Origin of the sequence: Parasulfitobacter algicola, from assembly GCF_013315265.1 — a bacterium.
Classification (GTDB): Bacteria; Pseudomonadota; Alphaproteobacteria; order Rhodobacterales; family Rhodobacteraceae; genus Parasulfitobacter; species Parasulfitobacter algicola.
In genome coordinates this window covers 110,991-135,336 of sequence record NZ_JABUFE010000004.1, presented here as the reverse complement: position 1 = coordinate 135,336, position 24,346 = coordinate 110,991, and the positions used below count along the sequence as shown (strand labels likewise).

The following is a 24,346-nucleotide window of genomic DNA, read 5'->3' as shown; positions in this document are numbered from 1 at the left end:
AAATACAAATGCTTGCATTTTTGTTGAACGTATTTAGGGTCAGTGTCACTTAGGGGGACATCTATTTGGTCGAAATCGGTAAAACACTGCTTCCCGAAGGCGGCAAAGCACGCAGGGTTTACCTGTCTTTACGCGATGAAATTTCCAATGGCTTGCGGACGGATGGCGATCTGCTGCCAGGAGAACAGCGTCTTGCGGCCAGCTTCGGGGTATCGCGTGTGACCGTAAGGCGTGCGTTGGATGCGCTGTCTTCCGATGGTTTAATCGAGCGTCGGGCAGGAAGCGGAACGCTTGTGCGAACAAAGGCCGATGCAGACGCGCCCATTGCCATGAACTTTAATACTTTGATGCCTCAGTTGGTCGAAATGGGGCAACGCACCACGGCGCGGCTTTTGTCATTTTCTTATGGCGCAGCACCCGAACAAATAGCTGATGCCATGCGTCTGCCATCTGGTGCGCGGGTCCAGATCGCCACACGGGTACGCGTTGCAGATGATCGCCCTTTTTCGCATTTGACGACCTATGTCCCCGAAGCGATTGCCGGTAACTATAGCGAAAGCGATCTGGCCAGCATGCCGCTTTTTTCCCTGCTTGAACGCAGCGGTGTTCAAATTGACAGCGCACATCAGTCCGTTTCAGCAGCCCTTGCCGGACCCGATGTTGCAGAGGCGCTGGAGATTGCTGTTGGATCAGCTTTGTTATCGTTACGCAGGGTAGTGCGTGATGTGAATGGTAACGGGGTTGAATATCTTTCCGCACTTTACCGGCCTGATCTTTTCCGTCTGGACATGACGTTGGCGCGTGTCGGCAAAGGCAATGCGCGCCATTGGGAACCTGCGATCGGTCAACACGACGAGACGCAGACATGAGTGCGCACGCAACATTGCTGGACAAACTATGGTCAGCCCACGAAGTATACCGGGCTGAAGATGGTGCATCGCTGTTATGGGTGGATCGCCATCTTGTGCATGAAGGATCACATCATGCTTTTGCAAAACTAAAGGCGCGCGGGTTTGGGGTTGCCAATCCGGAGCTGACTTTTGCGGTTGTTGATCATTATGCGCCAACCCGGGGCCGGGATGCGATTGCGGACCCTAACATTGCGCGCATGATTAACACGCTGGAACAAAACGCAGCACAGCATGGTATCCAGCTTTTTGGGCTTAATGATCCAAACCAAGGGATCGTACATGTTATCGGCCCCGAACAGGGGCTGACGCTGCCGGGACTTTTGATCAATTGTGGCGATAGCCACACATCAACCCATGGTGCTTTTGGCGCGTTGGCTTTTGGCATTGGTGCGACTGAAGTTGCGCATGTTCTGGCAACCCAGACGATCTGGCAGAAAAAGCCAAAAGCGATGCGGATCAAGGTTGATGGTATACTTGGCCCAGCAGTGACCGCTAAGGATATTGCACTCAACTGGATCGCATGGCTGGGCAGTGATGGCGCACGTGGTCATGCCGTTGAATATTCAGGTTCAACCATACGTGACCTGTCGATGGAGGCGCGTATGACATTGTGTAATCTGTCCATCGAAGGCGGTGCGCGATTTGGAATGATCGCACCGGATGAAACCACATTTGAATACATAAAAGGGCGCCCTTTTGCGCCGCAGGGGGCGGCCTTGGACCGCGCAATGCAGTCATGGGGTGATCTGAAAACAGATGGCGAAGCTGTTTTTGATCATGATGTAGCGATAGACGCGGCAAAGATTGCCCCAACCGTTACATGGGGCACCAGCCCTGACCAGGCGATCCCGATTAACGGATCAATCCCGAACCCGGATTTTTTGAAAGCAGGCCGCGCAGATGCTGCCCGTGCAGCCCTTGACTATATGGGCCTTGCGCCAGGGCGACCGATTGCGGGAACGCCAATAGATCAGGTTTTCCTGGGATCATGTACCAATGCGCGGATCGAAGATCTGCGAGTTGCAGCGCAAGTTTTAAGCGGACAAACGGCAAAAGTGCCTGGCATGGTCTCGCCTGGGTCAGCATTGGTCAAGCAACAAGCAGAACAGGAAGGATTAGATCAGATTTTTGTATCTGCGGGTCTGGATTGGGTTGCTTCGGGATGTTCAATGTGCGTGGGAATGAATGGTGATCTTGTCGGAGCAGGAAAGCGTTGTGCATCTTCGACTAACCGTAATTTTCGTGGCAGACAGGGGCGCGGCGCACGGACACATCTTATGTCACCTGCCATGGTTGCTGCCGCGGCGATCACGGGAACCATCGCAGACGTGCGGCCATTGCTGAAAGGTCGGGCTGCTTGATGGAAGGGTGGCGCATACATACAGGCACCGCCTTGGCATTGCCGTTCGATAATCTGGACACAGATCAACTGATCCCTGCGCGTTTCATGTCACAACCGCGCGATGCAGGATATGATGACTTTCTTCTGTACGACATGCGCCGGGATGCACATGGTAACCTTGATCCCGGATTTCCGCTGAACTGTGACAGCCAAGCCAGCATCCTTGTGGTAGGTCGCAATTTTGGCAGCGGATCATCGCGTGAGGCTGCTGTTTATGCGTTGGTTGATGCAGGCGTGCGGGCTGTCATCGCGCCCAGTTTCGGGGATATTTTTGCCAGTAATGCTGTTAACAATGGTCTGCTGCCAGCGCGCGTTAGCGATGCAGACGGTGCCGCTTTGCTTATGGCGCTTTCAGGAAAACCTGAAAGTGCTTCTGTTGATCTTGAGACGGGTCGCCTGATGATCGGCACAATGAGTATCCAATTTGCTTTGGACGGCGCGTGGCGGATCAAACTGATCAACGGATGGGACGACATCGACCTGACGCAACGCCATCAGAGCGATATTCAAACTTTTTCTAAAACGCGCAGACATAATGCACCGTGGGTTTGGCCCCATGAAACACATTGAAATGGGCCGGCAACGACTGGTCAAATCCAAATGTCGCAAAGGCATTCATATAATAAGGGATGAACGGCATAGCCGTCCCACATACAGAGGAGAAGACTATGAAAAATACCATTTTAGGCAGTCTGATCGCCGGATCAGTCCTGATAGCCAGTATTGCCAAAGCAGAAGACACAGTGACGGCCGTGCATGCATTTCCTGAAACACTGATCTATACGAAAAGCTTTCTGAGTTTCGTCGATAAGGTGAATGAAGCGGGTAAAGGCGTTGTTCAGATCGAAGTCCGCGGCGGGCCCGAGGCGATTGGCATGTTCCAGCAACCCGATGCCGTACGCGATGGCATCGTTGACATGGTCTATACGCCTGGCAGTTTCTATGGCGGTGCACTGCCAGAAAAAGATGCCATGGTGACATCAAACCTGACAGCCGTTGAAACCCGCGCAAATGGGGGCACTGCGCTAATGGATCAAATTCATCAGGAAAAGATGGGCCTGAAATATCTGGGCTGGTTCGACAGCGGTGTCTGTTACAATCTTTGGACCCGCGATGCACCAGAATTCGACGCTGATGGCAACCTGAATGTTGATGGGCTGAAGTTACGTGGCAACGCGGTTTATAATGCTTTCTTCTCAAACTATCTAAATGCCCAGGTGATCGATCTTCCCACAGGCGAGGTCTATTCGGCCCTACAACGCGGTGTGGTTGACGCGACCGGTTGGACGCAGATCGGTCTGATTGATCTGAAATGGAATGAGTTTCTGAACTATCGGATCGAGCCTTGCTTTTTCTCAACCGATCTTGGGGTCATCGTAAATAATGACAAGTGGAACAGCCTTAGCCCTGAGGCGCAGAAAATCCTGCAGAATGTTGCAATTCAGCATGAAAAGGACAGCGTTGAAGCCTTGCGTGCAAAGCGCGATGAGGACTTTGCAGCCCTGGAAGCCGCTGGCATGCAGGTTGTCGATCTGGAAGGTGATGCACGGGTGAATTATCTGGCTGCTGCACGTGAAACGACGTGGGAACGGATGAAAACGTTGATGTCTGAAAGCCCACAGGGGGATGGCAACTATGACACTCTGATCTCACTTTATTACGACCCTGCAGCGGATAGATAATATCCCCCCGGTCTTTCTGAATGGTCAGACCGGGTATGAATAACGAAATGCAATGATCGGGGCAGGCCAGATGAAATATGTGGCGCAGGCATATACGGGTTTGCTGTACGTCATAGCGGCGCTGGCAGCGGCAACGCTGATTTGGTTGATGATATCGGTTATACTATCGGTGTTGATGCGAAATCTGGGCCTGCAGCCTTTTGCATGGCTTTTCACCTCGGCTCAATATGGCATTCTTTACATGACAATGCTGGGTGCGCCGTGGCTGGTGCGCGAAAAGGGCCATGTGCATATCGAACTGGTCACTGCGGCCTTGCCCCGCACGATCCGGCAGGTTGTCAGCCGCCTTGTAGCAATGGCTTGTGTGATCGTTTGCCTAATCCTAGCGTGGAAAGGGGTTGAATTGTTACTGACCAACATCGAACGCCGAGATTTCGATGTGCGACCCTATTATTATCCGCGTTGGCTGCTGACTTTCGTCTTCCCGCTTAGCTTCGGTCTTATGGCGATAGAATTTGCGCGTTTTGTATTTGAGCGCGAGCTTATGCATTCAGGCGAAGCGGGGATCCATGAATAATGGAGTGGTATGAGGCACTTTTTCTGCTGCTTGGCACAATCGTTTTTCTAATGGCGATCGGAATGCCTGTATCAATTGCGTTTTTGGCGGCAAATATCATCGGGGCCTGGATTTTTATGGGCGGCGAACGTGGCATCGGGCAGTTGCTGAACAATGGACTTGGATCGCTAACGAAATATGCGCTGGTGCCGATACCGTTGTTTCTGCTGATGGGCGAGATATTTTTTCACACCGGTCTGGGCGGACGGATGTTCAACGCTATTGATCGATTATTGGGGCGTTTGCCGGGCAGGTTAAGCTATGTGACGGTCCTTGGGGGCACGGCGTTTTCGACGCTGTCTGGATCATCAATGGGATCAACGGCTTTGCTGGGGTCGCTTATGGTTCCTGAAATGAACAGCCGTGGCTATAAGAAATACATGAGCATCGGACCGATTCTTGGCACGGGCGGTCTGGCTATCATTATTCCACCATCTGCGCTTGCCGTACTGCTGGCCACGCTGGCCCAGATTGATGTTGCAGGATTGCTGATCGCTGGTGTGATACCAGGTCTGATCCTGGCTGCACTTTATATTGCGATGATCTGGCTGCAGACCAAAATCGATCCGACAGCCGCGCCCGCCTATGATGTGGAACCAATGTCGTTCGGGACAAAAATTAAACTGCTTATGACAGAAGTTGTACCGATGGTTGGCGTAATGGTCGTTATTGTGGTGCTGATGATTAATGGCATCGTCACCCCGTCCGAAGCTGCTGCGTTTGGGGCTTTCGGTGTGTTGATATTGGCTGCCGTATATGGCCGTTTGACATGGGACGCGCTGCGGAAATCCGTAACAGGCGCGTTGCGGGTGACATTGATGGCCTATCTAATCGTTTTCGGCTCTGCAACATTCAGCCAACTGCTTGCTTTCTCTGGCGCGTCACGCGGGTTGATCGGTTGGGCCACATCTTTTGATTTAGCGCCGCTGGCGATGCTGTTGGCGATGTTTGCGGTCCTGCTATTGCTTGGCATGTTCATGGAACAGATTTCGATCATGCTGCTGACCGTGCCGATCTTTTTTCCGCTTGCTCAAACCCTTGGGTTTGATCCGATTTGGTTCGGCCTGATCATGCTGCTGGCCCTTGAGATCAGCTTTACAACACCACCATTTGGCTTGTTGTTATTTGTGATGAAAGGGGTTGCGCCACCAGACACGACGATGCGCGAAATTTACATTTCGGCGATGCCATTCATTCTGTGTTCACTTTTCTTGGTCGGCCTACTGATTGCATTTCCCGGTATCGCGCTTTGGCTTCCAAGCCTTAACTAAGATAATCAGATACGATAGGTTGGCAGCTTCTGAAATGCGTCTTTAAGCGCATCACCCCAACCGTTTGAAATTGACTGATAGACAGGATCAGACGCATCAATCCGTTTATGTCGATCTGAATTATAGGTGTCCGTCTCGTAAATTTCTAGATCAAACGGCAACCCGACAGATAGATTAGATTTCACCGTTGAATCGAACGAAACCAGAAGCAACTTAACGGCATCCTCAAAGCTCATCTCAGGATCATAGGCACGCACAAGAATAGGTTTGCCATATTTCGTTTCACCAATCTGGAAAAAAGGCGTGTCATCGGTAATCTCGATAAAATTGCCTTCGGGATAAATCATGAAAATAGTGGGCTTGCCGCCACTGATCTGGCCGCCAACAATGATCGAGGCATGGAACTGATCGTCCGAGGTTTGACCATTCGGACTGCTGTCGGAAATAACCTCCTTTAGCGTGGCACCGACAAGGCGTGCCACCTGAAACATTGTATTTTGCCGCAATATGCTTGGGTCGCGATCTTCGACAGCTTTTGACCGTTCCTCAAGCAAGCTGATCATGGCTTGTGTGGTTGCCAAGTTACCAGCCGTCATAATGGTGATTTTGCGTTCACCTTCGATGGTCCATGTGAACATCTTGCCTGTGGTTGCAAAATTATCGACACCGGCATTTGTGCGGGTGTCCGACATGAAAACCAAACCGCGATTGATCCGCATGCCAACGCAATATGTCATCTTACTGTTTACCTGAATTAAAGGAGCGAATTCCTGATCTCTACTGCTGGACTTGCAAAGATACAATCATTGACTCGTCTGATGATCCCATTCGCATGCCGGAAATGGGGGCTGCATCATGGGCATCGCGCCCAGTTGCGATGCGTACGTATTTTTCATCAGGCGCTATGCCGTTGGATATATCAAAACCGACCCAGCCCAGATCATCCAGATGAACTTCGGCCCAGGCGTGACTGGCATCCTGATCAACCCGATCATTCATCATCAGATAGCCGCTGACGTAACGCGCTGGAAAGCCTGCTTGTCTGGCCGCAGATGCAAAGATGTTTGCGTGATCCTGACACACGCCAGATCCGATTTGCAGTGCCTCTTCGGCATTGGTGTCCGCTTGGGTTTGTCCAATCTGATAAGGCGCAGTCTTAAGAATTGCTGCAGACAATGTGTGCAGATCATTCAATGCATTTTCACCGTTGCTGACGATCCGGGCCAGTGATTTAATTCGCTCACCGGGTGTGGTCAGGGGAGTGGGTTGCAAAAAATGCCACAGCGGTGCCCGGCCATAGATCTTGCCCAAAATCCCCGAAGTATCGCTGGTATGAACGGTGCCGCTTGCTGTGATCGTCAGATCTTGCGCACCTTTTTCGATGCTAATCAGATCCGTGTGATTGCCGTAATGGTCGGTATAGCTTGTTTCCAGCTTGCCGTTTTCAATGATCAAGGACCAGTCGATAATATCCTGAAGCTCTGATGCTTTGGGTCGCAAGCGCACCTTTTGCAATGAATAATCAACAGGTTGATCATATCGGTAATGTGTTGTGTGGCTGATCTGAAGCTGCATCTAATTATTGAACCTGTAATTCTGTTCGATCTGAAAACCAAGATTTGCGGTGTCCTGAATAACTGAGCTTAGGAATTCATGCAGACCCTCTTCAAAAATCGACGCGATATCGCGATCTTTTAGCCGGGCACGCAATCCATCGGCCAGATCATGACAAGGCATGCGCGCATCATATTGTTCGGCAAGATAGTCAAGATTTGATACGATTTGTGCTGTGCAGAATGACAAAGATCTTGGCAACCTGCGATCAAGTATCAAAAAATTCGCGATTGCTGATGCATTGAAGTCATCATCGACAGCCCAGCGGAAAGACTGATGTGCTGAAACGGACCGCAAAATCGTTTCCCATTGTACATTGTCCATTCGACTGCCCACAAAGGATGGGGCGGGCAGCAGCGCGTAATACTTCACATCGATGATCCGGGCGGTATTGTCCATTCGTTCGATAAAGGTGCCGATCCGACAAAAATCATATATATCATTACGCAACATTGTGCCATGCAGCGCACCGCGGACAAGGGCGGATTGCTGGCGGATGGTGGCCAAAACGCCGGGCAGGTCGGTCTCGTGAACCGGGTTTTTCAACAAGTCTGAAAATAGCATCCACGTTTCATTCACCGCTGACCAAACTTCGGTCGTTAGGGCAGTGCGTACCATTCGGGCGTTGTCACGGGCCGATTTGACCACGGAATAAACAGAGTTCGGGTTATCCGCCTCGCGCAGCAGAAAGTTGACCACTTGGGCACTATCATATGTGTCGTGCTTTTGTTCATACGCGATTTGTGCAGCCGAGGTTGAAATCACAGATTTCCATTCGGTTTCAGCGTCATTGGATCGGGTCAATGCGATGCGAAACCCGGCCTCAATTAACCTAGCTGTGTTTTCGGCGCGCTCAAGCGAGCGAAACATCCAATACAGACCGCCTGCAGTTTTTCCCAGCATATCAGTCTTCCAATACCCAAGTGTCTTTGGTGCCGCCGCCCTGGCTTGAATTGACGACAAGGCTACCTGCCTTCAGTGCGACACGCGTCAGACCACCTGGCGTGATCTCGACGCCGTTTGGAGAAACCAGCGCAAAAGGGCGTAGATCAACGTGACGGGGGGCCAAGCCCTTTTTCGTGAAGATCGGCACAGTAGACAGTGAAAGTGTCGGCTGTGCGATATAGTTGGCAGGGCGCACTTTCAATTTTTCGGCAAAATCCGATAGTTCCTTTTTACTGGCGGCAGGGCCAACCAGCATCCCGTACCCACCTGATCCGTGGACCTCTTTCACGACAAGATCGGCCAGATTATCCAGTACATATTTCAGGGTTTGCGGTTCAGAACATCGGTGTGTTTCGACATTTTTTAGAATAGCGCGTTCGCCAGTATAGAATTCCACAATATCGGGCATATAGCTATAGATTGCCTTATCATCGGCCACCCCTGTGCCCGGTGCATTCGCGATTGTGATATTACCCGCCCGATAGACATCCATGATGCCTGGAACGCCAAGCATGGAATTTGGATTAAAGGTCAACGGATCAAGATATTCATCATCCACTCGGCGATATAGAACATCGATTGTTTTATATCCGCGGGTGGTCCGCATCGCGATATGACCATCGACAACGCGCAGATCATGGCCTTCGACCAGTTCAACACCCATCTGGTCAGCCAGAAAACTGTGTTCATAATAGGCTGAATTGTGAATGCCAGGCGTCAGAACAGCCACACAAGGGCGCCCTGAACAGCCTTGTGGTGCACAGGATGCAAGCGATCTGCGCAAATGTTTGGGATAATCACTGACCCGCTGCACTTTGATTTTGCTGAAAAGTTCGGGAAACATTTGCAACATCGTCTCGCGGTTCTCAAGCATATAGCTGACACCAGAGGGCGTACGCGCATTGTCTTCCAATACAAAGAAATCGTCTTCGCCAGTTCGCACAATATCCGTACCAACAATATGCGTATAAACATCCCCGGGTGGGACAAAGTCCATCATTTGGGGTAAAAAGGCATCGTTTTTTGCAATTAGTTCTGTCGGAATGATCCCTGCGCGCAGAATTTCCTGGCGATTATAGATATCATGCAAAAACGCATTCACTGCGCGAACGCGCTGATCAATCCCTTTGGATAGTTTGGTCCATTCTTTATTCGACACAATCCTGGGCACAAGATCGAATGGGATCAGACGTTCTTCGGCATCTGACGCGCCATAGACGTTGAACGTAATGCCAGTACGTCGGAAAAAGGCTTCGGCTTCTTTTGATTTTTTGGACAGTCGCGCTGCGTCTTGATCCGAAAACCATTCATCGTATTCTGTGTAGGGAGGTCGAACACCCTGTGGGGATTGCATTTCACTGAAATGGATTTTGTTTGATGTCATATGATCAGATTACAGTTTTAGCTGATGGGTGCAACGTGTTGCTGTCTTTGGAAATAAATTTATAAAATCCGGATAGACCCCCATACATACACAGATCTGAACGTGTTTTGGCAGTTCAACCCTAATATTCTGGTCGCGATTGGATAAGTCTGTTTTGTAGCAGGCAAAAATATTCTACGTTTGGGTTAGTCCTGAAAGGAACATTGAATGAAAATCGCACTTATGGCGCGCAATCCCAAACTATATTCACACAGACGGTTGATCGAGGCCGCTGAACAAAGGGGTCATACGATTGACGTCGTTAACACGCTTCAGTGCTATATGAATATCGCATCACGGCGGCCAGAGATTTATTATAATGGCGAATCCCTGAAAGGCTATGATGCTGTTATCCCGCGGATCGGGGCATCAGTGACCTTTTATGGGCTGGCCGTTTTACGACAATTCGAAATGATGGGCGTCTATCCTCTGAATGAAAGCGTCGCGATTGGACGGTCACGTGATAAGCTTAGATCAATGCAACTGCTTGCCCGCGATGGGATCGGTCTGCCCGTGACAGCATTTGCGCATGATGCAAAACAAGCGGGCGAAGTTGTCAGCCTGGCTGGTGGTGCGCCTGTGGTCATCAAGCTGCTGGAAGGCACGCAAGGTATAGGTGTTGTTCTGGCCGATACGGAACGGTCTGCAAAGTCTGTGATTGAAGCGTTTCGCGGCGCCAATGTTAACATTCTTGCGCAGGAATTTATCAAGGAAGCGGGTGGTACAGATATCCGTGTGATCGTGGTTGGCGGCAAAGCCATTGCGGCAATGAAACGAACCGGCGCCGAAGGCGAATTTCGATCTAACCTACACCGTGGCGGGTCTGCAAAATTGATCAAGATTTCACCAGAGGAACGGTCAACCGCTGTGCGAGCAGCGAAATCCATGGGGCTTAGCGTCTGCGGCGTTGATATGCTGCGTGCCAATCACGGCGCGGTTGTGATGGAAGTAAATTCGTCACCTGGTCTTGAAGGGGTTGAGATCGCCACCGGCTTGGATGTTGCTGGCAAGATCATCGAACATTTGGAAAAAAATGCAAAGCCCGGCAATACCAAGACAAAGGGCAAAGGCTGATCGGCTGCCTGCTAGAATAAGTGTGCATCCGTTCATAATTAGAATGCAGCGCAGTAATGTTTTACCTGATTGCAGCTTCCGGTAATCAGGTTTGATTAAATGCCCATGAAGCGGAGTAAATGAATGCCCAATACAACTTTGGATCACCCTGATCTGATTGAAGACGAAGGGTTATTATTTGCCTGCACATTAGACGGTGAAGGCGGGGCAAGGTTTTTAGGGTGGGATGATATCGACAAATGGACCAATACGGATGGTCCCTTGTGGATGCATATGGACCACAAGCATCCCAGAGTTGTGGATTGGGTGAAAAAGCAAAGCGGTCTGACAACGACCACAACCGATGCATTGCTGGCCGAAGAAACGCGTCCTCGGGTCTTTCGTGGCAGACGTGGTCTGGTGACTATTTTGCGCGGCGTGAACCTGAATGAAAGCGCAGATGGCGAAGATATGGTCGCGATACGTCTGTGGTCAGAAGGGGAACGTGTGATCACACTGCGCCACGAACGGCTGCATACCCCGCGCAATATACTTGTTCAGCTGATTGAATTGAATACAGGGCCCAAAACCGCGCCTGAGCTGTTTGAACGATTGATCTCGCGCATCAACGATAACATTGCAGATACGATTTTGACATTGGAAGAACAGCTGGGTGATCTGGAAGGCGATCTTGATATCTCAAAGGCTGCGATACAGCGTCGCGATCTGTCGCACATCCGTCAAAAGGCCGTTGCCTTGCGTCGCTATATTGCCCCACAACGCGAAGCATTGGGAACGTTGGTCAGTGAACCGCCTTCGTGGATGGACGATCATTCGCGTGCACAACTGCGGGAAACATCCGATAGGCTGATGCGCTATCTTGAGGAATTGGATGCGGTGCGCGAACGCGCGATGGTGGTTAAAGACGACATCGCCAATCAACTGTCCGAGGCCTCAAATAAAACACTTTATGTGCTGGCGATCATATCCGCGATATTTCTACCATTGGCATTTTTGACAGGGCTTTTGGGAATCAATATTGGCGGCATGCCTGGTGTTGAAAACCCATATGCATTCTGGATTTTTTGCGCGGTCATGATCGTCTGTCTTATTATAGAGGTTTATATTTTCAGAAAACTCAAGTGGCTTTAAATCTGCTTCGTGCTAGTCATATTGGGGGGCATCATTATGGCTAGCCATATATCAACAGGTCCAGAAACGGCCGAAGAGATCATTCAGGAAGTGACCTCAAGCTTTGGTCCGCTGATCCGATTCATGCTTGAAACATCTGAACGGATCATGACGCAGATTTTCTCTCAAGAGGGGATATTCCAAGTCTCGGCCATCGCATTTGCATTTCTTGCGGCACTTTTGGTCACCAGGCCATTGGGTCGTTTGATTGAACGTGCATGGCCGCTGGAAGATGAAGACACGATGTTTCTGGCGTCTGCATTTCGGGTGGTGCGACGGCTTGTATTTCCCGCGATATGGGCGTTCGGGCTTTGGATCAGTGTAGCCGCTTTCAGAAAGGCGGGTATCGGAAACGATCTCATCCGCGTCATTGCTAGTCTCTTACAAGCGTGGATATTCATTCGGTTGTTTTCAACATTTGTTCGGGATCCGATCTGGTCGCGCACCTTTGCGACAATAGCCTGGATCGTTGCGGCCCTTACGATCTTGCGGCTTTTGAACCCGACAATTGCGATACTAGACAGCTTTGCATTCAATTTAGGCGAGGCTCGTATTTCTGTCTATATGGCGCTTAAAGGCATCGCGATATTGGTGATGTTGATCTGGTTGGCGTCGCTTGTATCCCGGTTCGTTCAAACACGATTGGGCCGCGCCAGCAATATGACATCTTCTGTTCGAACGTTGATCGCACAATCAGTCCGCATCGCGCTTTTATTCATTGCAATTATGCTTGCCATGAATGCAATTGGCGTCGATTTAACGGCCTTGGCTGTATTTTCGGGTGCTGTTGGCGTTGGTATCGGCTTTGGCCTTCAGGCGATCTTTAGTAATCTGGTTGCCGGTATCATTCTGCTGATCGAAGAAACGGTAAAGGTCGGGGACTTTGTTGAACTTGAATCCGGTCTGTCAGGCGAGGTGCGCGAGATAAACATTCGTGCAACTCTGATCACAACGAATGATAACATCGACATCCTTGTCCCTAATTCGGAATTTATCAACAATCGTGTCACCAATCTGACCTTGCGTGATGCATTCGTGCGCGTGCGTATTCCTTTTGGCGTGGCCTATGGAACCGACAAAGATCTGGTGCGCACCGCCGCGCTTGAGGCTTCGGCCGCGGTGCCACACATGCTGACAGGACCAAAGGCAAAGCCACCCCAAGTTTGGTTGGTCAATTTCGGTGACAGCAGTCTTGATTTCGAACTGGTCGTCTGGCTGAAGCCCGAGGCGGTCAAGCGTCCACGCGCTGTGAATGCTGATTATAATTGGGCTATTGAAACGGCCTTGGCCAAATACGGTATTGAAATTCCTTTTCCTCAGCGTGATTTGCATATCAGGTCAGGCAGCTTACCGATCAATCTGACGGCCGAAACAAAGCCGTCGGAAGGCGGTTGAATGTTTGCCGATCTCTGATGTCAAACAGCAGTATATCTTGCATGCGCATTCTTTATAACGTTTGATAAGAACGTATTTCTTTCTCATAGCTTGTCAGAGTCCTGGCAATGTGACAGGTGGCCAGATGTCTTCGAAAAGCAAAGTAAAAAAACCAAATCTTATGGTGATTGGCTGGATCGAACATATCGATTTGCCTGATCTTGATCTGCACAATCTTAGAACGAAAATCGATACCGGGGCGCGGACATCTGCGCTTCACGCAACCCATATTGAGACATTTACGCAAGGCGAGGATCCATGGGTCAGTTTTCAGGTTCAATTTGAAGACGATGCTTTAAGCCTGTCTATGAAAGCGCCGGTTTATGATGTGCGTCATATCAAGAACACCAGTGGCATACCTGAGAAGCGAATCGTAATCCGGACACCGCTACAGATTGCAGGGCGCATCTGGCCGATTTCCGTCTCCCTGACCGATCGAAGCAATATGCGGTTCCCGATGATTATTGGGCGTTCTGCGTTGAAAAAACAAAATATCGCTGTTCATACGCGCCGCGCAAATCTGGCGGCAATGCATGCTGCATCGACTTAGATATTTTCTGAGAGGTTGGTTGAGTTTAGTCTTTTAGACTGGCAATCATTTGTTGAAATCGTTCCCCTTGTACAGCCACATGTTCGCGCAGCGCATTGGACGCGCAGTTTGCATCACCCGCTTCCAGTGCGGTTACAATTTTTTCGTGTTCCGCCATGGATTGCGCCAGGCGGCCACGAAACCGAAGTTGTACGCGACGGTATGGCCGCAGTCTGCTTTGCAAGCGTAATGCTTCCTTTTCTAAATACCCATTGGCTGATCCACGATAGATTTCTTGATGAAATATCTCGTTTTCAGTGTAATAGCGTGCGGCATCCTGTGCTAAAACAGCATCTTGGCAGCGACAATTGGATTGCTTTAGTTGTGCTATGCCTTGATCTGTCATCCGGTGGGCTGCGAAACGACCGCAGGCGGCTTCCAATTCTGCCATTGTCTCGAACATCTCTAAAAGTTCGACCGGGCCGGGTTTTCGAACAAATACGCCGCGGCGTGGAATTTGTTCTGCGACACCGGACAGAACCAGACGTTGCAATGCTTCTCGTATAGGGGTGCGTGAAACGCCAAAATTTTCTGCCAACTTGATTTCGTCAAGGCGTTGACCATCCGAAAACTCACCTTTGAAGACAAGCTCTTCCAGTGAATCGGCAATGATATCAGCGCGCTTTGCATCCATGGAAACAGACTATCAAGCAGTCATATGGTGTGCAAGAATAACAATATTGTATACAAAAATATTGACCCTGAATGCAATTTGTGAAGACTTAACAGCAATCGAGGCAGAGTCGTCTGCCTCGAGAATGGGAGGAAACAATGAAAAAGAGTTTTTTAATGACCGCGGCAACCGTGGCATTGATTGGTATCGGCACCGCCATAAATGCGGCTGACCTGCGCCTTTCGCACCAATGGTCCGATCAGGATGTACGTCATCAAGTGGCCCAAATTGTCGCTGACCGTGTTGCAGCTGCAGATGTCGATTTGACCATCAGAATTTTCGGCTCACAATCGCTTTTTAAAGCCCGTGAACAATATCGCCCCCTTAGCCGCGGTCAGTTGGACATGACAGTATTGCCGTTAAGCTATGCTGGTGGCCAGCAACCTGCTTTCAATCTGACACTGATGCCGGGCCTGGTAAAAAACCATGACCACGCAGCAAGATTAAGCGCGTCGCCTTTCATGAAGACCCTTGAAGAAAAGATGGCAGAAGACGACGTGATGGTTTTGGTGCACGGCTATCTTGCCGGTGGGTTTGTTGGTGCCGATAAATGCATTACGTCACCAGAAGATATTGCGGGACTGCAAACGCGTGCGGCTGGTAAATCCTTTGAACAAATGTTGGCCGGGGCAGGCGCATCAATTGCGTCGATGTCATCATCTGAAATTTACAACGCCATGCAAACTGGTGTGTTGGATGCTGCAAACACATCGTCATCATCTTTCGTATCTTACCGCATCTATGAACAGGCCAGTTGCTATACACCTGCCGGGGATGTGGCACTTTGGTTCATGTATCAGCCATTGTTGATGAACAAATCCACTTTTGATGGCCTGTCATCCGACCAGCAAAACGCTTTGATGACTGCCGCGGCCGAAGCCGAAGCGTTTTATCTGGAAGAGGCCAAAAAGCAGGATGCGTCATCAACCGAAGTGTTCCGCAATGCAGGTGTCGAAATCGCCGAAATGACGCCGGAAGACTTTGAGAAATGGCGTCAGCTTGCACAGGAAACATCCTATGCGGCCTTTGTTGCAGAAGTGCCTGATGGGCAAGCTTTGTTAGATATGGCGTTGGCAGTCGAGTGAACCCTGAAATCAAAAGGTGGCGTTAAGCTGCCTTTTGCAAAATATGAATTATTAAAGGACGACAGCAATGGCTGGCCAAAGTTCAGCCACAGCAGCGCGTACAGGCAATAATCTGTTCCTGCGTGCCGTTGCGGCACTCTCTACTCTTGCTGGATGGTGTTCGGCTGCGATGATCGTGGCGGCCGTCGGTATCACCTGTCAGATGATTTTTATCCGTTTTGTGCTTAACGGCTCAACCTTTTGGCAGACAGAAGCGGTGATCTATCTTGCCATCGGCGCAACCTTGATCGGGTTACCTTATGTGCAGCGTCTTAGGGGGCACGTTAATGTCGACCTGGTGCCGCTGGCCCTGCCGAAAAGCGCACGGTTTTTCATGGCGATCATGACCCTGTCGCTGTCGATCACGATGGTCGGCGTCATCCTTTGGTATAGCTATGAACACTGGCATCTGGCCTATGAGCGGAATTGGAAATCAGACACTGTCTGGGGGGTCAGACTTTGGATCCCATATCTGGCGCTGCCCGTAGGCTTTGGCTTATTTCTGCTACAACTGGTGGCGGACCTTGTGGCCGTTTTATTGAAAATAGACCAACCCTTCGGTCTGGAGGACACATAATGGATCCGCTCATTCTTGGTGCAATTGTCGCTGTTACTACTATTCTTGTTCTGTTTTCGGGTGTTTCAGTCGCTTTGGGACTGTTGATAGTATCGGCGGGTTTTCTGATCATATTTGATGGCGCGCGATCGCTGGAATTGATCCCTGAAATTCTGTTTGGAAAGTTAGATAATTTCGCACTTTTATCGATTCCGATGTTCATTATTATGGGGGCGTCCATCGCATCGACCCGTGCTGGCGCTGATCTGTATGAGGCGCTTGAACGTTGGTTGACGCGCGTGCCCGGTGGGTTGGTCATCTCAAACCTTGGGGCGTGCGCGTTGTTTGCGGCCATGTCTGGGTCCAGCCCGGCGACATGTGCGGCCATCGGCAAAATGGGTATCCCCGAAATGCGTAAGCGCGGCTACCCTGACGGGGTAGCTGCCGGGTCGATTGCCGCTGGCGGTACTTTGGGCATTTTGATCCCACCGTCAGTCACAATGATCGTTTATGGAATTGCGACTGAAACATCGATTGGACGGTTGTTTTTGGCAGGCGTCATCCCAGGATTGTTGTTGGTCGCGCTTTTTATGGCGTGGTCATTGTATTCGACCGCAAAGTCGGGAAACACCACGTTGCTGACCGCACGCAGCTATTCCTGGACAGAAAGGTTCGAAATTTTACCGCGCGTGATCCCGTTTATCGTGATCATTATCGGCGTTCTTTACGCGATGTATGGCGGCATCGCGACCCCATCTGAAACCGCTGCTGTGGGGGCGCTGCTTTGCCTGTTGATCGCTGTGATTATCTATAAATTATGGAAACCTGTCGATCTTTGGATGGTCCTGCGGGACAGCACCAAGGAAAGCGTGATGATCCTGTTTATCATCGCAGCCGCCGGTGTGTTTTCCTATATGTTATCTAGCCTGTTCATCACACAGTCTATTGCTGCGTGGATCGGTACGCTGGATGTGAACCCATGGGTTTTGATGCTGGCTGTGAACATTTTCCTTCTGATCGCAGGGTTCTTTTTACCACCAGTGGCCGTCATCTTGATGGCAGCCCCCATCTTGCTGCCAATAATCACGACTGCCGGCTTTGATCCGATCTGGTTTGCTGTGATTTTGACGATCAATATGGAAATCGGGCTGATCTCACCGCCTGTTGGATTGAACCTTTATGTGATCAACGGCATTGCGCCGGATATTTCGCTAAAGACGATCTTGATGGGATCATTGCCGTTTGTGGCCTGTATGGTAATCGCAATCGTATTGCTTTGCTTTTTTCCAGGATTGGCGACCTGGTTGCCGGATGCAGTCATGGGGCCACGACTATGAGCTTTTTCGGCGATCTGATTTCAACGGTTTTTGAGCGGCGTTATCGTGGCGCGCTGTCACAGGAAATCGATGGCCGCACAGTCGAAGATCTTTGCGAGGCCCTGCTGGGCAGCCATGGCGAAGTGTCTGGAACCACGTTGGCGCGCAATATTCTGGATCGTTATAAACATATGGATTTGGACGAAAAACGCGCGTTTTTTGGGTATATGATCCATAGCCTTGAGATCGTGCCAGATGATGTCATTGCCACGCTTAACGATTATAAACAAATGCCATCGAAATCAACATACCGTGCCTTTGCCACAGCATGCGAACCACGCCGACAGGAACTGGCGCGGCGGTTGAACCAAGTGCCCGGCGCAACAGCGCGACTTGTTGCGATGCGTAAAGATCTTCTTGCCTTGATGCGGGATCAAACAGACTTGCAGCCATTGGACGTTGATTTTCGTCATCTGTTTGCATCATGGTTCAATCGCGGGTTTCTGGTTTTGCGACCCATTAACTGGGATAGCCCTGCAGCAATTTTGGAAAAAATCATCGCCTATGAAGCAGTGCATGCAATTGATAGCTGGGATGATCTTCGTCGCAGATTGAAGCCAACTGACAGACGTTGCTTTGGATTTTTTCATCCCGCCATTGCGGATGATCCGCTCATTTTCGTCGAAGTTGCGCTGACACGAGGTGTGCCAGCGTCAATTCAGGATCTGCTGGCTGATGAGCGTGATGCGATTGAACCAGAACAAGCTGACACAGCAGTGTTTTATTCTATTTCTAACTGCCAGCCTGGACTAGCAGGTATTTCGTTTGGCAATTCATTGATCAAACAAGTCGTGGCTGACCTGTCACGTGATCTGCCGGGTTTGTCGACTTTTGTGACACTTTCGCCGATCCCTGGTCTGAATCAATGGCTTGATGACGCAGGACTGAAGCGGCCTGATGACGACAGTCATAAAAACTATGCTGCCCATTATCTGCTTGAGGCTAAGCGTACAGACGGAATGCCATATGATTCTGTGGCACGGTTCCACCTTGGTAATGGCGCCATGATACACGCTGTTCACGAAAATGCAGATACGTCACCGAATGGTTTAAAACAGTCGGGTGGTGCCATGGTGAATTATCTTTACGATTTGTCCCAAATTTCCCAAAATCATGAACACTTCATTGGACAACAAACAGTTGCCGCATCGCCCGAAGTGCAAGCCCTTTCAGTACAGGTGAAACCTATTCCGGCAGGAGGTCAGGCATGACAAATCCGCTTTACGACAGTTTGTTCGGTCAGCATGCGGGCTGTGACACAGTCTTTATCCAGATGGCTGATGGCATGCGGATAACACACGCTGAGTTTCTGAGTTTGGCGGCACAATATGCCTATGTCTTCCGTGATCTTGGCGTTAAGCCGGGTGATCGTATCGCGGTGCAGATTGCCAAGTCGCCACAGGCACTGGCGATATATGCCGCTTGTGTTCAGGCAGGGATAATTTTTCTGCCTTTGAACACAGCCTATACGGCGGATGAAGTGTCTTATTTCGTCGAAAACAGTGGCGCACGCGTTCTTATTTGTGATGCAAAGCAAAAACAGGCTTTAATCCCGGTTGCCGCTGCTGCGGGAAGTATTCTTGAAACCTTGAATGCAGATGGCAGCGGATCGTTTGCCATACGCGCCGAAACGCAATCTGTATCTTTTCCAACGGTGGATCGCACACTGGATGATCTGGCCGCTTTTCTTTATACATCGGGCACAACAGGGCGATCCAAAGGCGCAATGCTGACACAAGGCAATCTGTTGTCCAATGCCAAGGTTCTGACCAAAGAATGGCGCTTTACAGCAGAGGACGTATTGCTTCATGCGTTGCCGATCTTTCACACGCATGGGCTTTTTGTGGCGACGAATATCTCGCTGATTGCGGGCAGTAAAATGATCTTCCTGCCCAAGTTTGATTTGGATGTAATGATAGATATGCTGCCACAATCCACGACTATGATGGGTGTGCCAACGTTCTATACCCGTCTTTTGCAGGATCATCGGTTTAGCCGCGATCTGACACGGGACATGCGATTGTTTGTGTCAGGCAGCGCGCCGCTTTTGGCCGAAACGCATGTACAATTCGAAAAACAAACCGGTCACAGCATTCTTGAACGTTATGGCATGACGGAAACAAACATGAATACCTCAAACCCTTATGATGGTGAACGTCGTGCGGGCACAGTTGGGTTTCCGCTGCATGGAACTGAAATCAAAATCACAGACAGCGCAACAGGTGCCGCAGTATCACCCGGCAGTATCGGTGAGATTGAAGTGCGGGGCCCGAACGTTTTCAAAGGCTATTGGCAGATGCCGGAAAAGACCGCCGAAGAATTGCGCGAAGATGGTTTTTTCATCACCGGTGATTTGGGCCAGTTTGATGAAGACGGGTACTTGCATATCGTAGGGCGCAGCAAAGATCTGATTATCTCAGGGGGGTATAATATTTATCCTAAGGAAATCGAATTGCTTTTGGATGATGTTCCCGGTGTTCTTGAAAGTGCAGTTATTGGTGTGCCGCATGCAGATTTTGGCGAAGCGGTTGTGGGCATTCTTGTGCCAGATGGTGATACCCTTCTTGATCCTGATCAGATCAAGTCAAGCATTGGAAATTCTTTGGCCCGGTTCAAACACCCGCAGCGCCTGATCACCATGTCCGAGTTGCCGCGCAACACGATGGGCAAGGTGCAAAAGAAGGCTTTGCGTGAAGAATTCAAAGACCTGTTTCAGCAGCAAAAACTGAATTCGTAGATATAAGTGCTTGGGATGGTCACCAAATTCCAACCCGCAAAGGCATTAATCATGCAGTTTCATATGCGCCATAATCTGGCCGTGGTCTGAAGCAAGCTTGTTATAAGGTGCTTCGGGGTGGCTGCCGTCGGTTAGATGATCATTCAGAACGCTGAAGTATTCCATATCCCCGATCCGTCCGTCGTATTCAGGATCGAAATGGCGGGACAGATAGATCTGATCAATACTTTCAAAAACACCGCCAAAGGCAGCTGTATAAACCATATCGCGCAAGGATTTACGAACAAACAGTTTTTCCGCAGAATGCAGACGTACGCGGTTAACATTTTCGGTGATCTGAATATTTTCCTCTTTGCTGTAACGATCATTCGCGTTTTCAGAATCATGCCGGCGCATCCAGGAATAGTTCTTGAAAGGCATTTCACCGCTGATGATTTCGCTTGATACAGCATGTTCGCCATCGTTGAAATCTCCCATGACCATCACCGGATTGCCGCGATCCAGCTCGTTCAGAATGGCGTGACGCAGAACCCAAGCTTCGGCCATGCGGCGTAACGCAGCCCGCAGATTACCCATTGCGCGGCCGGCTGGATCATAATTGGTCAGATCGGCCTCTGGTGCAAAGGCTGCATCATTTGGGCGGGGGTATTCGCCAAGCTTTGATTTCAGGTGGCAATTAAACAGCGTGATGATCTGATCACCCACCGGGATGCGTACCTTAAGTACAGGGCGTGACAGACGCGTCAGGCGATAGTGGCCCGCATCTTCGCCCGTCAAATCGCGAAAGGGGATATTCAATGGTTCAGAAAGAACCTGAATCACCTCTGGTGGGCCATCGAACCCAAGTCGCGACAGCACAGCAACACCCGGTCGTCGCTGACCCGGCACACCATCATTGGCATTGGGTGCAAAGGCCAGTGCGGCATCGGTATAGGGTGTATAGGCCAGCTTTCGAAAGATCGCCTTTTTATGATAGCGTTTCGATGCATCCGGTACAGTCGCTTCGTTCGCGGCGACGCCTCGTACGTCAGCCTCTGCAATGACATGTCTAAGGGCGTTTTCTTCGAATATCTCTTGAAATGCTATGATATCAGCATCCATCGTCAGAATTTGGTCAGCCATCCAGTCAGACTTCCAGGCGTATTCTTCAGGCTTATAATGTTCGAATTTATAGTATTCTTGATCCGGGCCGATCAGATTCTTCACATTGAAACTTGCGACGGTAAAGCGGGTCATATCTGATCTCCATATGTCTCAAGTGCGTGCTGGAAAACGGAACGGTCAACATTCCCGCCCGACGCTGTGACAATAACCGCCTCGCCTTCGATCTGATCACCATAATACAATGCTGCGGCTAATGCGATCGCACCGCCCGGTTCCAGCACAATTTTCAGGCGAGCATAGGCCTGAACCATGGCGCGCAGACAATCGCGTTCATCAACAATGATGCCCGGGCCGCAAAGGCGGTGCATAATGGGAAAAGTTAGATCCCCAGGTTGCTGTGTAATAATGGCATCACAAAGGGACCCGCTAGTTTGCGTGTTGTGTTCGATTTGACCAGACACGAGTGAACGCGTGACGTCATCGAAATTCACGGGCTCAACCGGGCGAACGCGCAGACCGGGGGCTACAGCCTCTAACGCCAAGGCGATGCCTGAAGTAAAGCCGCCACCGCCACAACACACCAGCACATCAGCTGTGTCGATGCCTTCTTCTGCGGCCTGTTCTGCGATCTCAAGCCCGCAGGTGCCTTGCCCTGCGATAACCTGTGGTTCGTCAAACGGCTTGATCAACGTCAGTCCCCGTTCTGCCGCCAGTTTTTCACCGATTGCCTGACGATCTTCATTGGTGCGATCATATAACACGACCTTGGCCCCCAAGGCGCAGGTATTGTCGATCTTAAGCTGCGGTGCATCATTGGGCATGACAATGGTTGCGGGCGTTTTGTGAAGACGTGCGGCCAATGCAATGCCCTGGGCATGATTGCCTGAAGAAAAAGCGATAACCCCGGTTTTCAGCGCATTATCTGTCAGCATCGAAATGGCAGACCACGCACCACGAAATTTGAACGACCCGGTGTGTTGCAAACATTCGGCTTTGACGAAAACGCGCCGTCCCGCAATGTCATCCAGAAAAGGTGAACTGAGCAGAGGTGTCTTTCGCGCGTGACCCTTTAACCGCTTGGCGGCTTGTTCGATCATATCGATGTTCATTGCATCTGCTCCAGCCATTTTGTGATGGCCGCAATGGCCTGTGGTTCATTCAGAAAGGGCACATGACCCCGGTCTGGTACTTCGGTACAGATCGTATGCGCAGCTAAATCGCACATCTTTTGGGCTGTTTCAGCGGAAAGAATGTCAGAGTTTTGTCCACGGATCAAACCATGAGGCATCTTTGTGACAGCTGTATAAAGTGGCCACAGATCGGGCAGTGTACCTGTGGCGGATTGTTCTTGCACGGCGCGGCGCAGCAATGGATCATACCGCAGGTCAAGGCCATCATCTGCCTGAACCCAGATGTTACGCGCATGTTGATCCCACTGCGCCAAATTGACGCCGGGAAAGCGTTTGGCTTGTTTGATCTGCAATTGTGCGGTGGCTTCGGTGAAATTCTTATACCCCGGTCGGTTACCCAGATAATCCATGATCACAGCCAGCCCACCAGGGTCAATCACAGGGCCAATGTCATTCAGCATCACGCCAGCCAGCCGATCAGGGTGCGTAATTGCTAGCGACATTGCGATCAACCCACCACGAGACGTACCAAGGATCGCAACCTTTTGAATGCCCAGATGATCCAGCAATGCAAGTACGTCATGGCTTTCCTGCGCAAGGCTATATGTCTGATAATTTGTGTGATCTGACCGACCGCGTCCGCGACTATCCAAACGTATAATGCGCGCCTGATCCGCGAACTGATCAACAATCGGTTGGAAATCATCACCATTGCGGGTCAAGCCAGCCAAGCACAAAACAGGTAAGCCATCGCCATCTTCTGTGTAATAAAGCCTTACCCCGTCCTTAGTCGTGAAAAAAGCCATCTAAGCAACCAGATCAGGAATGTTTGTCAGGTCAGACAAGATATGCGCGGGAGATCCGGGCAACCTGTCTTGGGGTTCGCCATTGCGATTGACCCATGCTGTCGTGAAACCATATCCACTGGCTGCTGCCGCGTCCCAACCGTTTGAAGACACAAACAAAACCTGCTCTTTAGCGCACCCAAATGCTTTACCAACCATATCATAAACGCGCGCGTCAGGCTTAAAAATACCAACATCTTCGACTGATAGAACTGCATCCAATACATCGGCCAATCCCGCAGATTGCACGGCGCCATCCAGCATATCAGGCGATCCATTGGACAGAATACCTGTTGCCATGCCTGCTGCTTTCAGTCGTATCAGCATTTTATGAACCTCGACATAGGCGGGCAGTTCCCAATATAGCTGCAAAAGCCGTTCACGCAGGGCCGGATCAGACTGGCCTGATGCCTCAAGCGCCCAATCCAGACCATCCTGCGTCACTTGCCAGAAATTTGTATGATCTCCAGTAATTGCGCGAAGCCATGTATATTGCAGTTGCTTCAAACGCCAATCATTGGCCACACGTGACCATACCTTGGTAAAGCTGTCATCACCAATTTCCTGCGCTGCTATCCGTGCAGCACCCGACACATCGAACAATGTCCCATAGGCATCAAAAATACATGTTGTGATTGGCATCTGTTCCCCTTTGTGTCTTACGATCAGA

General features: G+C 50.4%; 24 protein-coding genes. 15 read left to right on the top strand and 9 right to left on the bottom strand.

What is annotated here, in order from left to right:
- Window positions 1-65 precede the first annotated feature (65 nt).
- From HRQ87_RS08995 to HRQ87_RS08970, 6 genes are all read left to right on the top strand, one after another.
- Window positions 66-869, top strand: coding sequence for a GntR family transcriptional regulator (locus tag HRQ87_RS08995; RefSeq protein ID WP_174137481.1), 804 nt, complete (start codon window positions 66-68; stop codon window positions 867-869).
- On the top strand, window positions 866-2,272 hold the full coding sequence (gene leuC / locus HRQ87_RS08990; protein WP_174137479.1) for a 3-isopropylmalate dehydratase large subunit: 1,407 nt from the start codon (window positions 866-868) through the stop codon (window positions 2,270-2,272). Before HRQ87_RS08995 ends, leuC begins: the two co-directional genes overlap by 4 nt.
- Entirely contained in the window at window positions 2,272-2,883 is a 612-nt protein-coding gene (gene leuD, locus HRQ87_RS08985) for a 3-isopropylmalate dehydratase small subunit (RefSeq protein WP_174137477.1), read from the top strand. The genes leuC and leuD overlap by 1 nt, the downstream gene beginning before the upstream one ends.
- A gap of 98 nt (window positions 2,884-2,981) precedes the next feature.
- Complete coding sequence (dctP, locus tag HRQ87_RS08980) at window positions 2,982-3,995, top strand: TRAP transporter substrate-binding protein DctP (RefSeq protein ID WP_174137475.1); 1,014 nt, start codon at window positions 2,982-2,984, stop codon at window positions 3,993-3,995.
- A gap of 70 nt (window positions 3,996-4,065) precedes the next feature.
- Window positions 4,066-4,572 carry a TRAP transporter small permease gene (locus HRQ87_RS08975; protein WP_174137473.1) on the top strand — a complete coding sequence of 169 codons (507 nt, stop codon included), beginning with the start codon at window positions 4,066-4,068 and terminating at the stop codon, window positions 4,570-4,572.
- Entirely contained in the window at window positions 4,572-5,882 is a 1,311-nt protein-coding gene (locus tag HRQ87_RS08970; RefSeq protein WP_174137471.1) for a TRAP transporter large permease, read from the top strand. Before HRQ87_RS08975 ends, HRQ87_RS08970 begins: the two co-directional genes overlap by 1 nt.
- 5 nt (window positions 5,883-5,887) lie before the next feature.
- Here HRQ87_RS08970 and HRQ87_RS08965 read toward each other — a convergent pair whose 3' ends face one another.
- From HRQ87_RS08965 to HRQ87_RS08950, 4 genes are read right to left on the bottom strand one after another with little or no spacing between them, the layout of a single operon-like run.
- A complete protein-coding gene (locus HRQ87_RS08965; protein WP_174137469.1) occupies window positions 5,888-6,619 on the bottom strand; it encodes a proteasome-type protease in 732 nt (243 codons plus the stop codon).
- A 40-nt stretch (window positions 6,620-6,659) separates the two neighbouring features.
- Window positions 6,660-7,457 carry a transglutaminase family protein gene (locus HRQ87_RS08960; RefSeq protein WP_174137467.1) on the bottom strand — a complete coding sequence of 266 codons (798 nt, stop codon included), beginning with the start codon at window positions 7,455-7,457 and terminating at the stop codon, window positions 6,660-6,662.
- Entirely contained in the window at window positions 7,458-8,399 is a 942-nt protein-coding gene (locus tag HRQ87_RS08955; RefSeq protein ID WP_174137465.1) for an alpha-E domain-containing protein, read from the bottom strand.
- Window position 8,400: 1 nt separating this feature from the next.
- Window positions 8,401-9,825, bottom strand: coding sequence for a circularly permuted type 2 ATP-grasp protein (locus HRQ87_RS08950; RefSeq protein ID WP_174137463.1), 1,425 nt, complete (start codon window positions 9,823-9,825; stop codon window positions 8,401-8,403).
- A gap of 207 nt (window positions 9,826-10,032) precedes the next feature.
- On the opposite strand from HRQ87_RS08950, the gene rimK reads away from it, so the two are divergent.
- The 4 genes from rimK to HRQ87_RS08930 all read left to right on the top strand — a co-directional run bounded on the left by rimK (window position 10,033) and on the right by HRQ87_RS08930 (window position 14,092).
- The gene (gene rimK / locus HRQ87_RS08945; protein WP_174137462.1) at window positions 10,033-10,938 is read left to right on the top strand and encodes a 30S ribosomal protein S6--L-glutamate ligase; all 906 of its coding nucleotides are present in this window, start codon (window positions 10,033-10,035) and stop codon (window positions 10,936-10,938) included.
- Between the two features lie 123 nt (window positions 10,939-11,061).
- Complete coding sequence (locus HRQ87_RS08940) at window positions 11,062-12,069, top strand: zinc transporter ZntB (RefSeq protein ID WP_174137460.1); 1,008 nt, start codon at window positions 11,062-11,064, stop codon at window positions 12,067-12,069.
- A gap of 36 nt (window positions 12,070-12,105) precedes the next feature.
- A complete protein-coding gene (locus HRQ87_RS08935; protein ID WP_174137457.1) occupies window positions 12,106-13,503 on the top strand; it encodes a mechanosensitive ion channel family protein in 1,398 nt (465 codons plus the stop codon).
- Between the two features lie 124 nt (window positions 13,504-13,627).
- Window positions 13,628-14,092 (top strand): ATP-dependent zinc protease family protein, encoded by a 465-nt coding sequence (locus HRQ87_RS08930; RefSeq protein ID WP_174137455.1) that lies wholly within the window; start codon window positions 13,628-13,630, stop codon window positions 14,090-14,092.
- Window positions 14,093-14,117: 25 nt separating this feature from the next.
- Here the strand turns inward: HRQ87_RS08930 and HRQ87_RS08925 are convergent, their stop codons facing one another.
- Window positions 14,118-14,765, bottom strand: coding sequence for a GntR family transcriptional regulator (locus HRQ87_RS08925; RefSeq protein WP_174137453.1), 648 nt, complete (start codon window positions 14,763-14,765; stop codon window positions 14,118-14,120).
- 137 nt (window positions 14,766-14,902) lie between these two features.
- On the opposite strand from HRQ87_RS08925, the gene dctP (HRQ87_RS08920) reads away from it, so the two are divergent.
- The 5 genes from dctP (HRQ87_RS08920) to HRQ87_RS08900 all read left to right on the top strand — a co-directional run bounded on the left by dctP (HRQ87_RS08920) (window position 14,903) and on the right by HRQ87_RS08900 (window position 20,597).
- A complete protein-coding gene (gene dctP / locus HRQ87_RS08920; RefSeq protein ID WP_174137451.1) occupies window positions 14,903-15,889 on the top strand; it encodes a TRAP transporter substrate-binding protein DctP in 987 nt (328 codons plus the stop codon).
- A 67-nt stretch (window positions 15,890-15,956) separates the two neighbouring features.
- Window positions 15,957-16,505, top strand: coding sequence for a TRAP transporter small permease (locus HRQ87_RS08915; RefSeq protein ID WP_174137449.1), 549 nt, complete (start codon window positions 15,957-15,959; stop codon window positions 16,503-16,505).
- Window positions 16,505-17,821 (top strand): TRAP transporter large permease, encoded by a 1,317-nt coding sequence (locus HRQ87_RS08910; RefSeq protein WP_174137447.1) that lies wholly within the window; start codon window positions 16,505-16,507, stop codon window positions 17,819-17,821. The genes HRQ87_RS08915 and HRQ87_RS08910 overlap by 1 nt, the downstream gene beginning before the upstream one ends.
- On the top strand, window positions 17,818-19,071 hold the full coding sequence (locus HRQ87_RS08905; protein WP_174137445.1) for a malonyl-CoA decarboxylase: 1,254 nt from the start codon (window positions 17,818-17,820) through the stop codon (window positions 19,069-19,071). Before HRQ87_RS08910 ends, HRQ87_RS08905 begins: the two co-directional genes overlap by 4 nt.
- Entirely contained in the window at window positions 19,068-20,597 is a 1,530-nt protein-coding gene (locus HRQ87_RS08900) for a malonate--CoA ligase (RefSeq protein ID WP_174137443.1), read from the top strand. The genes HRQ87_RS08905 and HRQ87_RS08900 overlap by 4 nt, the downstream gene beginning before the upstream one ends.
- Window positions 20,598-20,642: 45 nt before the next feature.
- Here HRQ87_RS08900 and HRQ87_RS08895 read toward each other — a convergent pair whose 3' ends face one another.
- Genes HRQ87_RS08895 through HRQ87_RS08880 form a run of 4 tightly spaced genes read right to left on the bottom strand, consistent with a single transcriptional unit; the run spans window position 20,643 to window position 24,318 of the window.
- Complete coding sequence (locus HRQ87_RS08895) at window positions 20,643-21,833, bottom strand: endonuclease/exonuclease/phosphatase family protein (protein WP_174137441.1); 1,191 nt, start codon at window positions 21,831-21,833, stop codon at window positions 20,643-20,645.
- A complete protein-coding gene (locus HRQ87_RS08890) occupies window positions 21,830-22,810 on the bottom strand; it encodes a threonine ammonia-lyase (protein WP_174137439.1) in 981 nt (326 codons plus the stop codon). The genes HRQ87_RS08895 and HRQ87_RS08890 overlap by 4 nt, the downstream gene beginning before the upstream one ends.
- Complete coding sequence (locus HRQ87_RS08885; RefSeq protein ID WP_174137437.1) at window positions 22,807-23,637, bottom strand: alpha/beta fold hydrolase; 831 nt, start codon at window positions 23,635-23,637, stop codon at window positions 22,807-22,809. The genes HRQ87_RS08890 and HRQ87_RS08885 overlap by 4 nt, the downstream gene beginning before the upstream one ends.
- A complete protein-coding gene (locus HRQ87_RS08880; RefSeq protein WP_174137435.1) occupies window positions 23,638-24,318 on the bottom strand; it encodes a haloacid dehalogenase type II in 681 nt (226 codons plus the stop codon).
- Window positions 24,319-24,346 lie beyond the last annotated feature (28 nt).

Bases quoted from the DNA above. Each gene is read 5' to 3' on its own strand.
- leuC (WP_174137479.1), top strand. From the start codon at position 866: ATGAGTGCGCACGCAACATTGCTGGACAAACTATGGTCAGCCCACGAA.
- leuD (WP_174137477.1), top strand. From the start codon at position 2,272: ATGGAAGGGTGGCGCATACATACAGGCACCGCCTTGGCATTGCCGTTC.
- dctP (WP_174137475.1), top strand. From the start codon at position 2,982: ATGAAAAATACCATTTTAGGCAGTCTGATCGCCGGATCAGTCCTGATA.
- HRQ87_RS08975 (WP_174137473.1), top strand. From the start codon at position 4,066: ATGAAATATGTGGCGCAGGCATATACGGGTTTGCTGTACGTCATAGCG.
- HRQ87_RS08970 (WP_174137471.1), top strand. From the start codon at position 4,572: ATGGAGTGGTATGAGGCACTTTTTCTGCTGCTTGGCACAATCGTTTTT.
- HRQ87_RS08965 (WP_174137469.1), bottom strand. From the start codon at position 6,619: ATGACATATTGCGTTGGCATGCGGATCAATCGCGGTTTGGTTTTCATG.
- HRQ87_RS08960 (WP_174137467.1), bottom strand. From the start codon at position 7,457: ATGCAGCTTCAGATCAGCCACACAACACATTACCGATATGATCAACCT.
- HRQ87_RS08955 (WP_174137465.1), bottom strand. From the start codon at position 8,399: ATGCTGGGAAAAACTGCAGGCGGTCTGTATTGGATGTTTCGCTCGCTT.
- HRQ87_RS08950 (WP_174137463.1), bottom strand. From the start codon at position 9,825: ATGACATCAAACAAAATCCATTTCAGTGAAATGCAATCCCCACAGGGT.
- rimK (WP_174137462.1), top strand. From the start codon at position 10,033: ATGAAAATCGCACTTATGGCGCGCAATCCCAAACTATATTCACACAGA.
- HRQ87_RS08940 (WP_174137460.1), top strand. From the start codon at position 11,062: ATGCCCAATACAACTTTGGATCACCCTGATCTGATTGAAGACGAAGGG.
- HRQ87_RS08935 (WP_174137457.1), top strand. From the start codon at position 12,106: ATGGCTAGCCATATATCAACAGGTCCAGAAACGGCCGAAGAGATCATT.
- HRQ87_RS08930 (WP_174137455.1), top strand. From the start codon at position 13,628: ATGTCTTCGAAAAGCAAAGTAAAAAAACCAAATCTTATGGTGATTGGC.
- HRQ87_RS08925 (WP_174137453.1), bottom strand. From the start codon at position 14,765: ATGGATGCAAAGCGCGCTGATATCATTGCCGATTCACTGGAAGAGCTT.
- dctP (WP_174137451.1), top strand. From the start codon at position 14,903: ATGAAAAAGAGTTTTTTAATGACCGCGGCAACCGTGGCATTGATTGGT.
- HRQ87_RS08915 (WP_174137449.1), top strand. From the start codon at position 15,957: ATGGCTGGCCAAAGTTCAGCCACAGCAGCGCGTACAGGCAATAATCTG.
- HRQ87_RS08910 (WP_174137447.1), top strand. From the start codon at position 16,505: ATGGATCCGCTCATTCTTGGTGCAATTGTCGCTGTTACTACTATTCTT.
- HRQ87_RS08905 (WP_174137445.1), top strand. From the start codon at position 17,818: ATGAGCTTTTTCGGCGATCTGATTTCAACGGTTTTTGAGCGGCGTTAT.
- HRQ87_RS08900 (WP_174137443.1), top strand. From the start codon at position 19,068: ATGACAAATCCGCTTTACGACAGTTTGTTCGGTCAGCATGCGGGCTGT.
- HRQ87_RS08895 (WP_174137441.1), bottom strand. From the start codon at position 21,833: ATGACCCGCTTTACCGTCGCAAGTTTCAATGTGAAGAATCTGATCGGC.
- HRQ87_RS08890 (WP_174137439.1), bottom strand. From the start codon at position 22,810: ATGAACATCGATATGATCGAACAAGCCGCCAAGCGGTTAAAGGGTCAC.
- HRQ87_RS08885 (WP_174137437.1), bottom strand. From the start codon at position 23,637: ATGGCTTTTTTCACGACTAAGGACGGGGTAAGGCTTTATTACACAGAA.
- HRQ87_RS08880 (WP_174137435.1), bottom strand. From the start codon at position 24,318: ATGCCAATCACAACATGTATTTTTGATGCCTATGGGACATTGTTCGAT.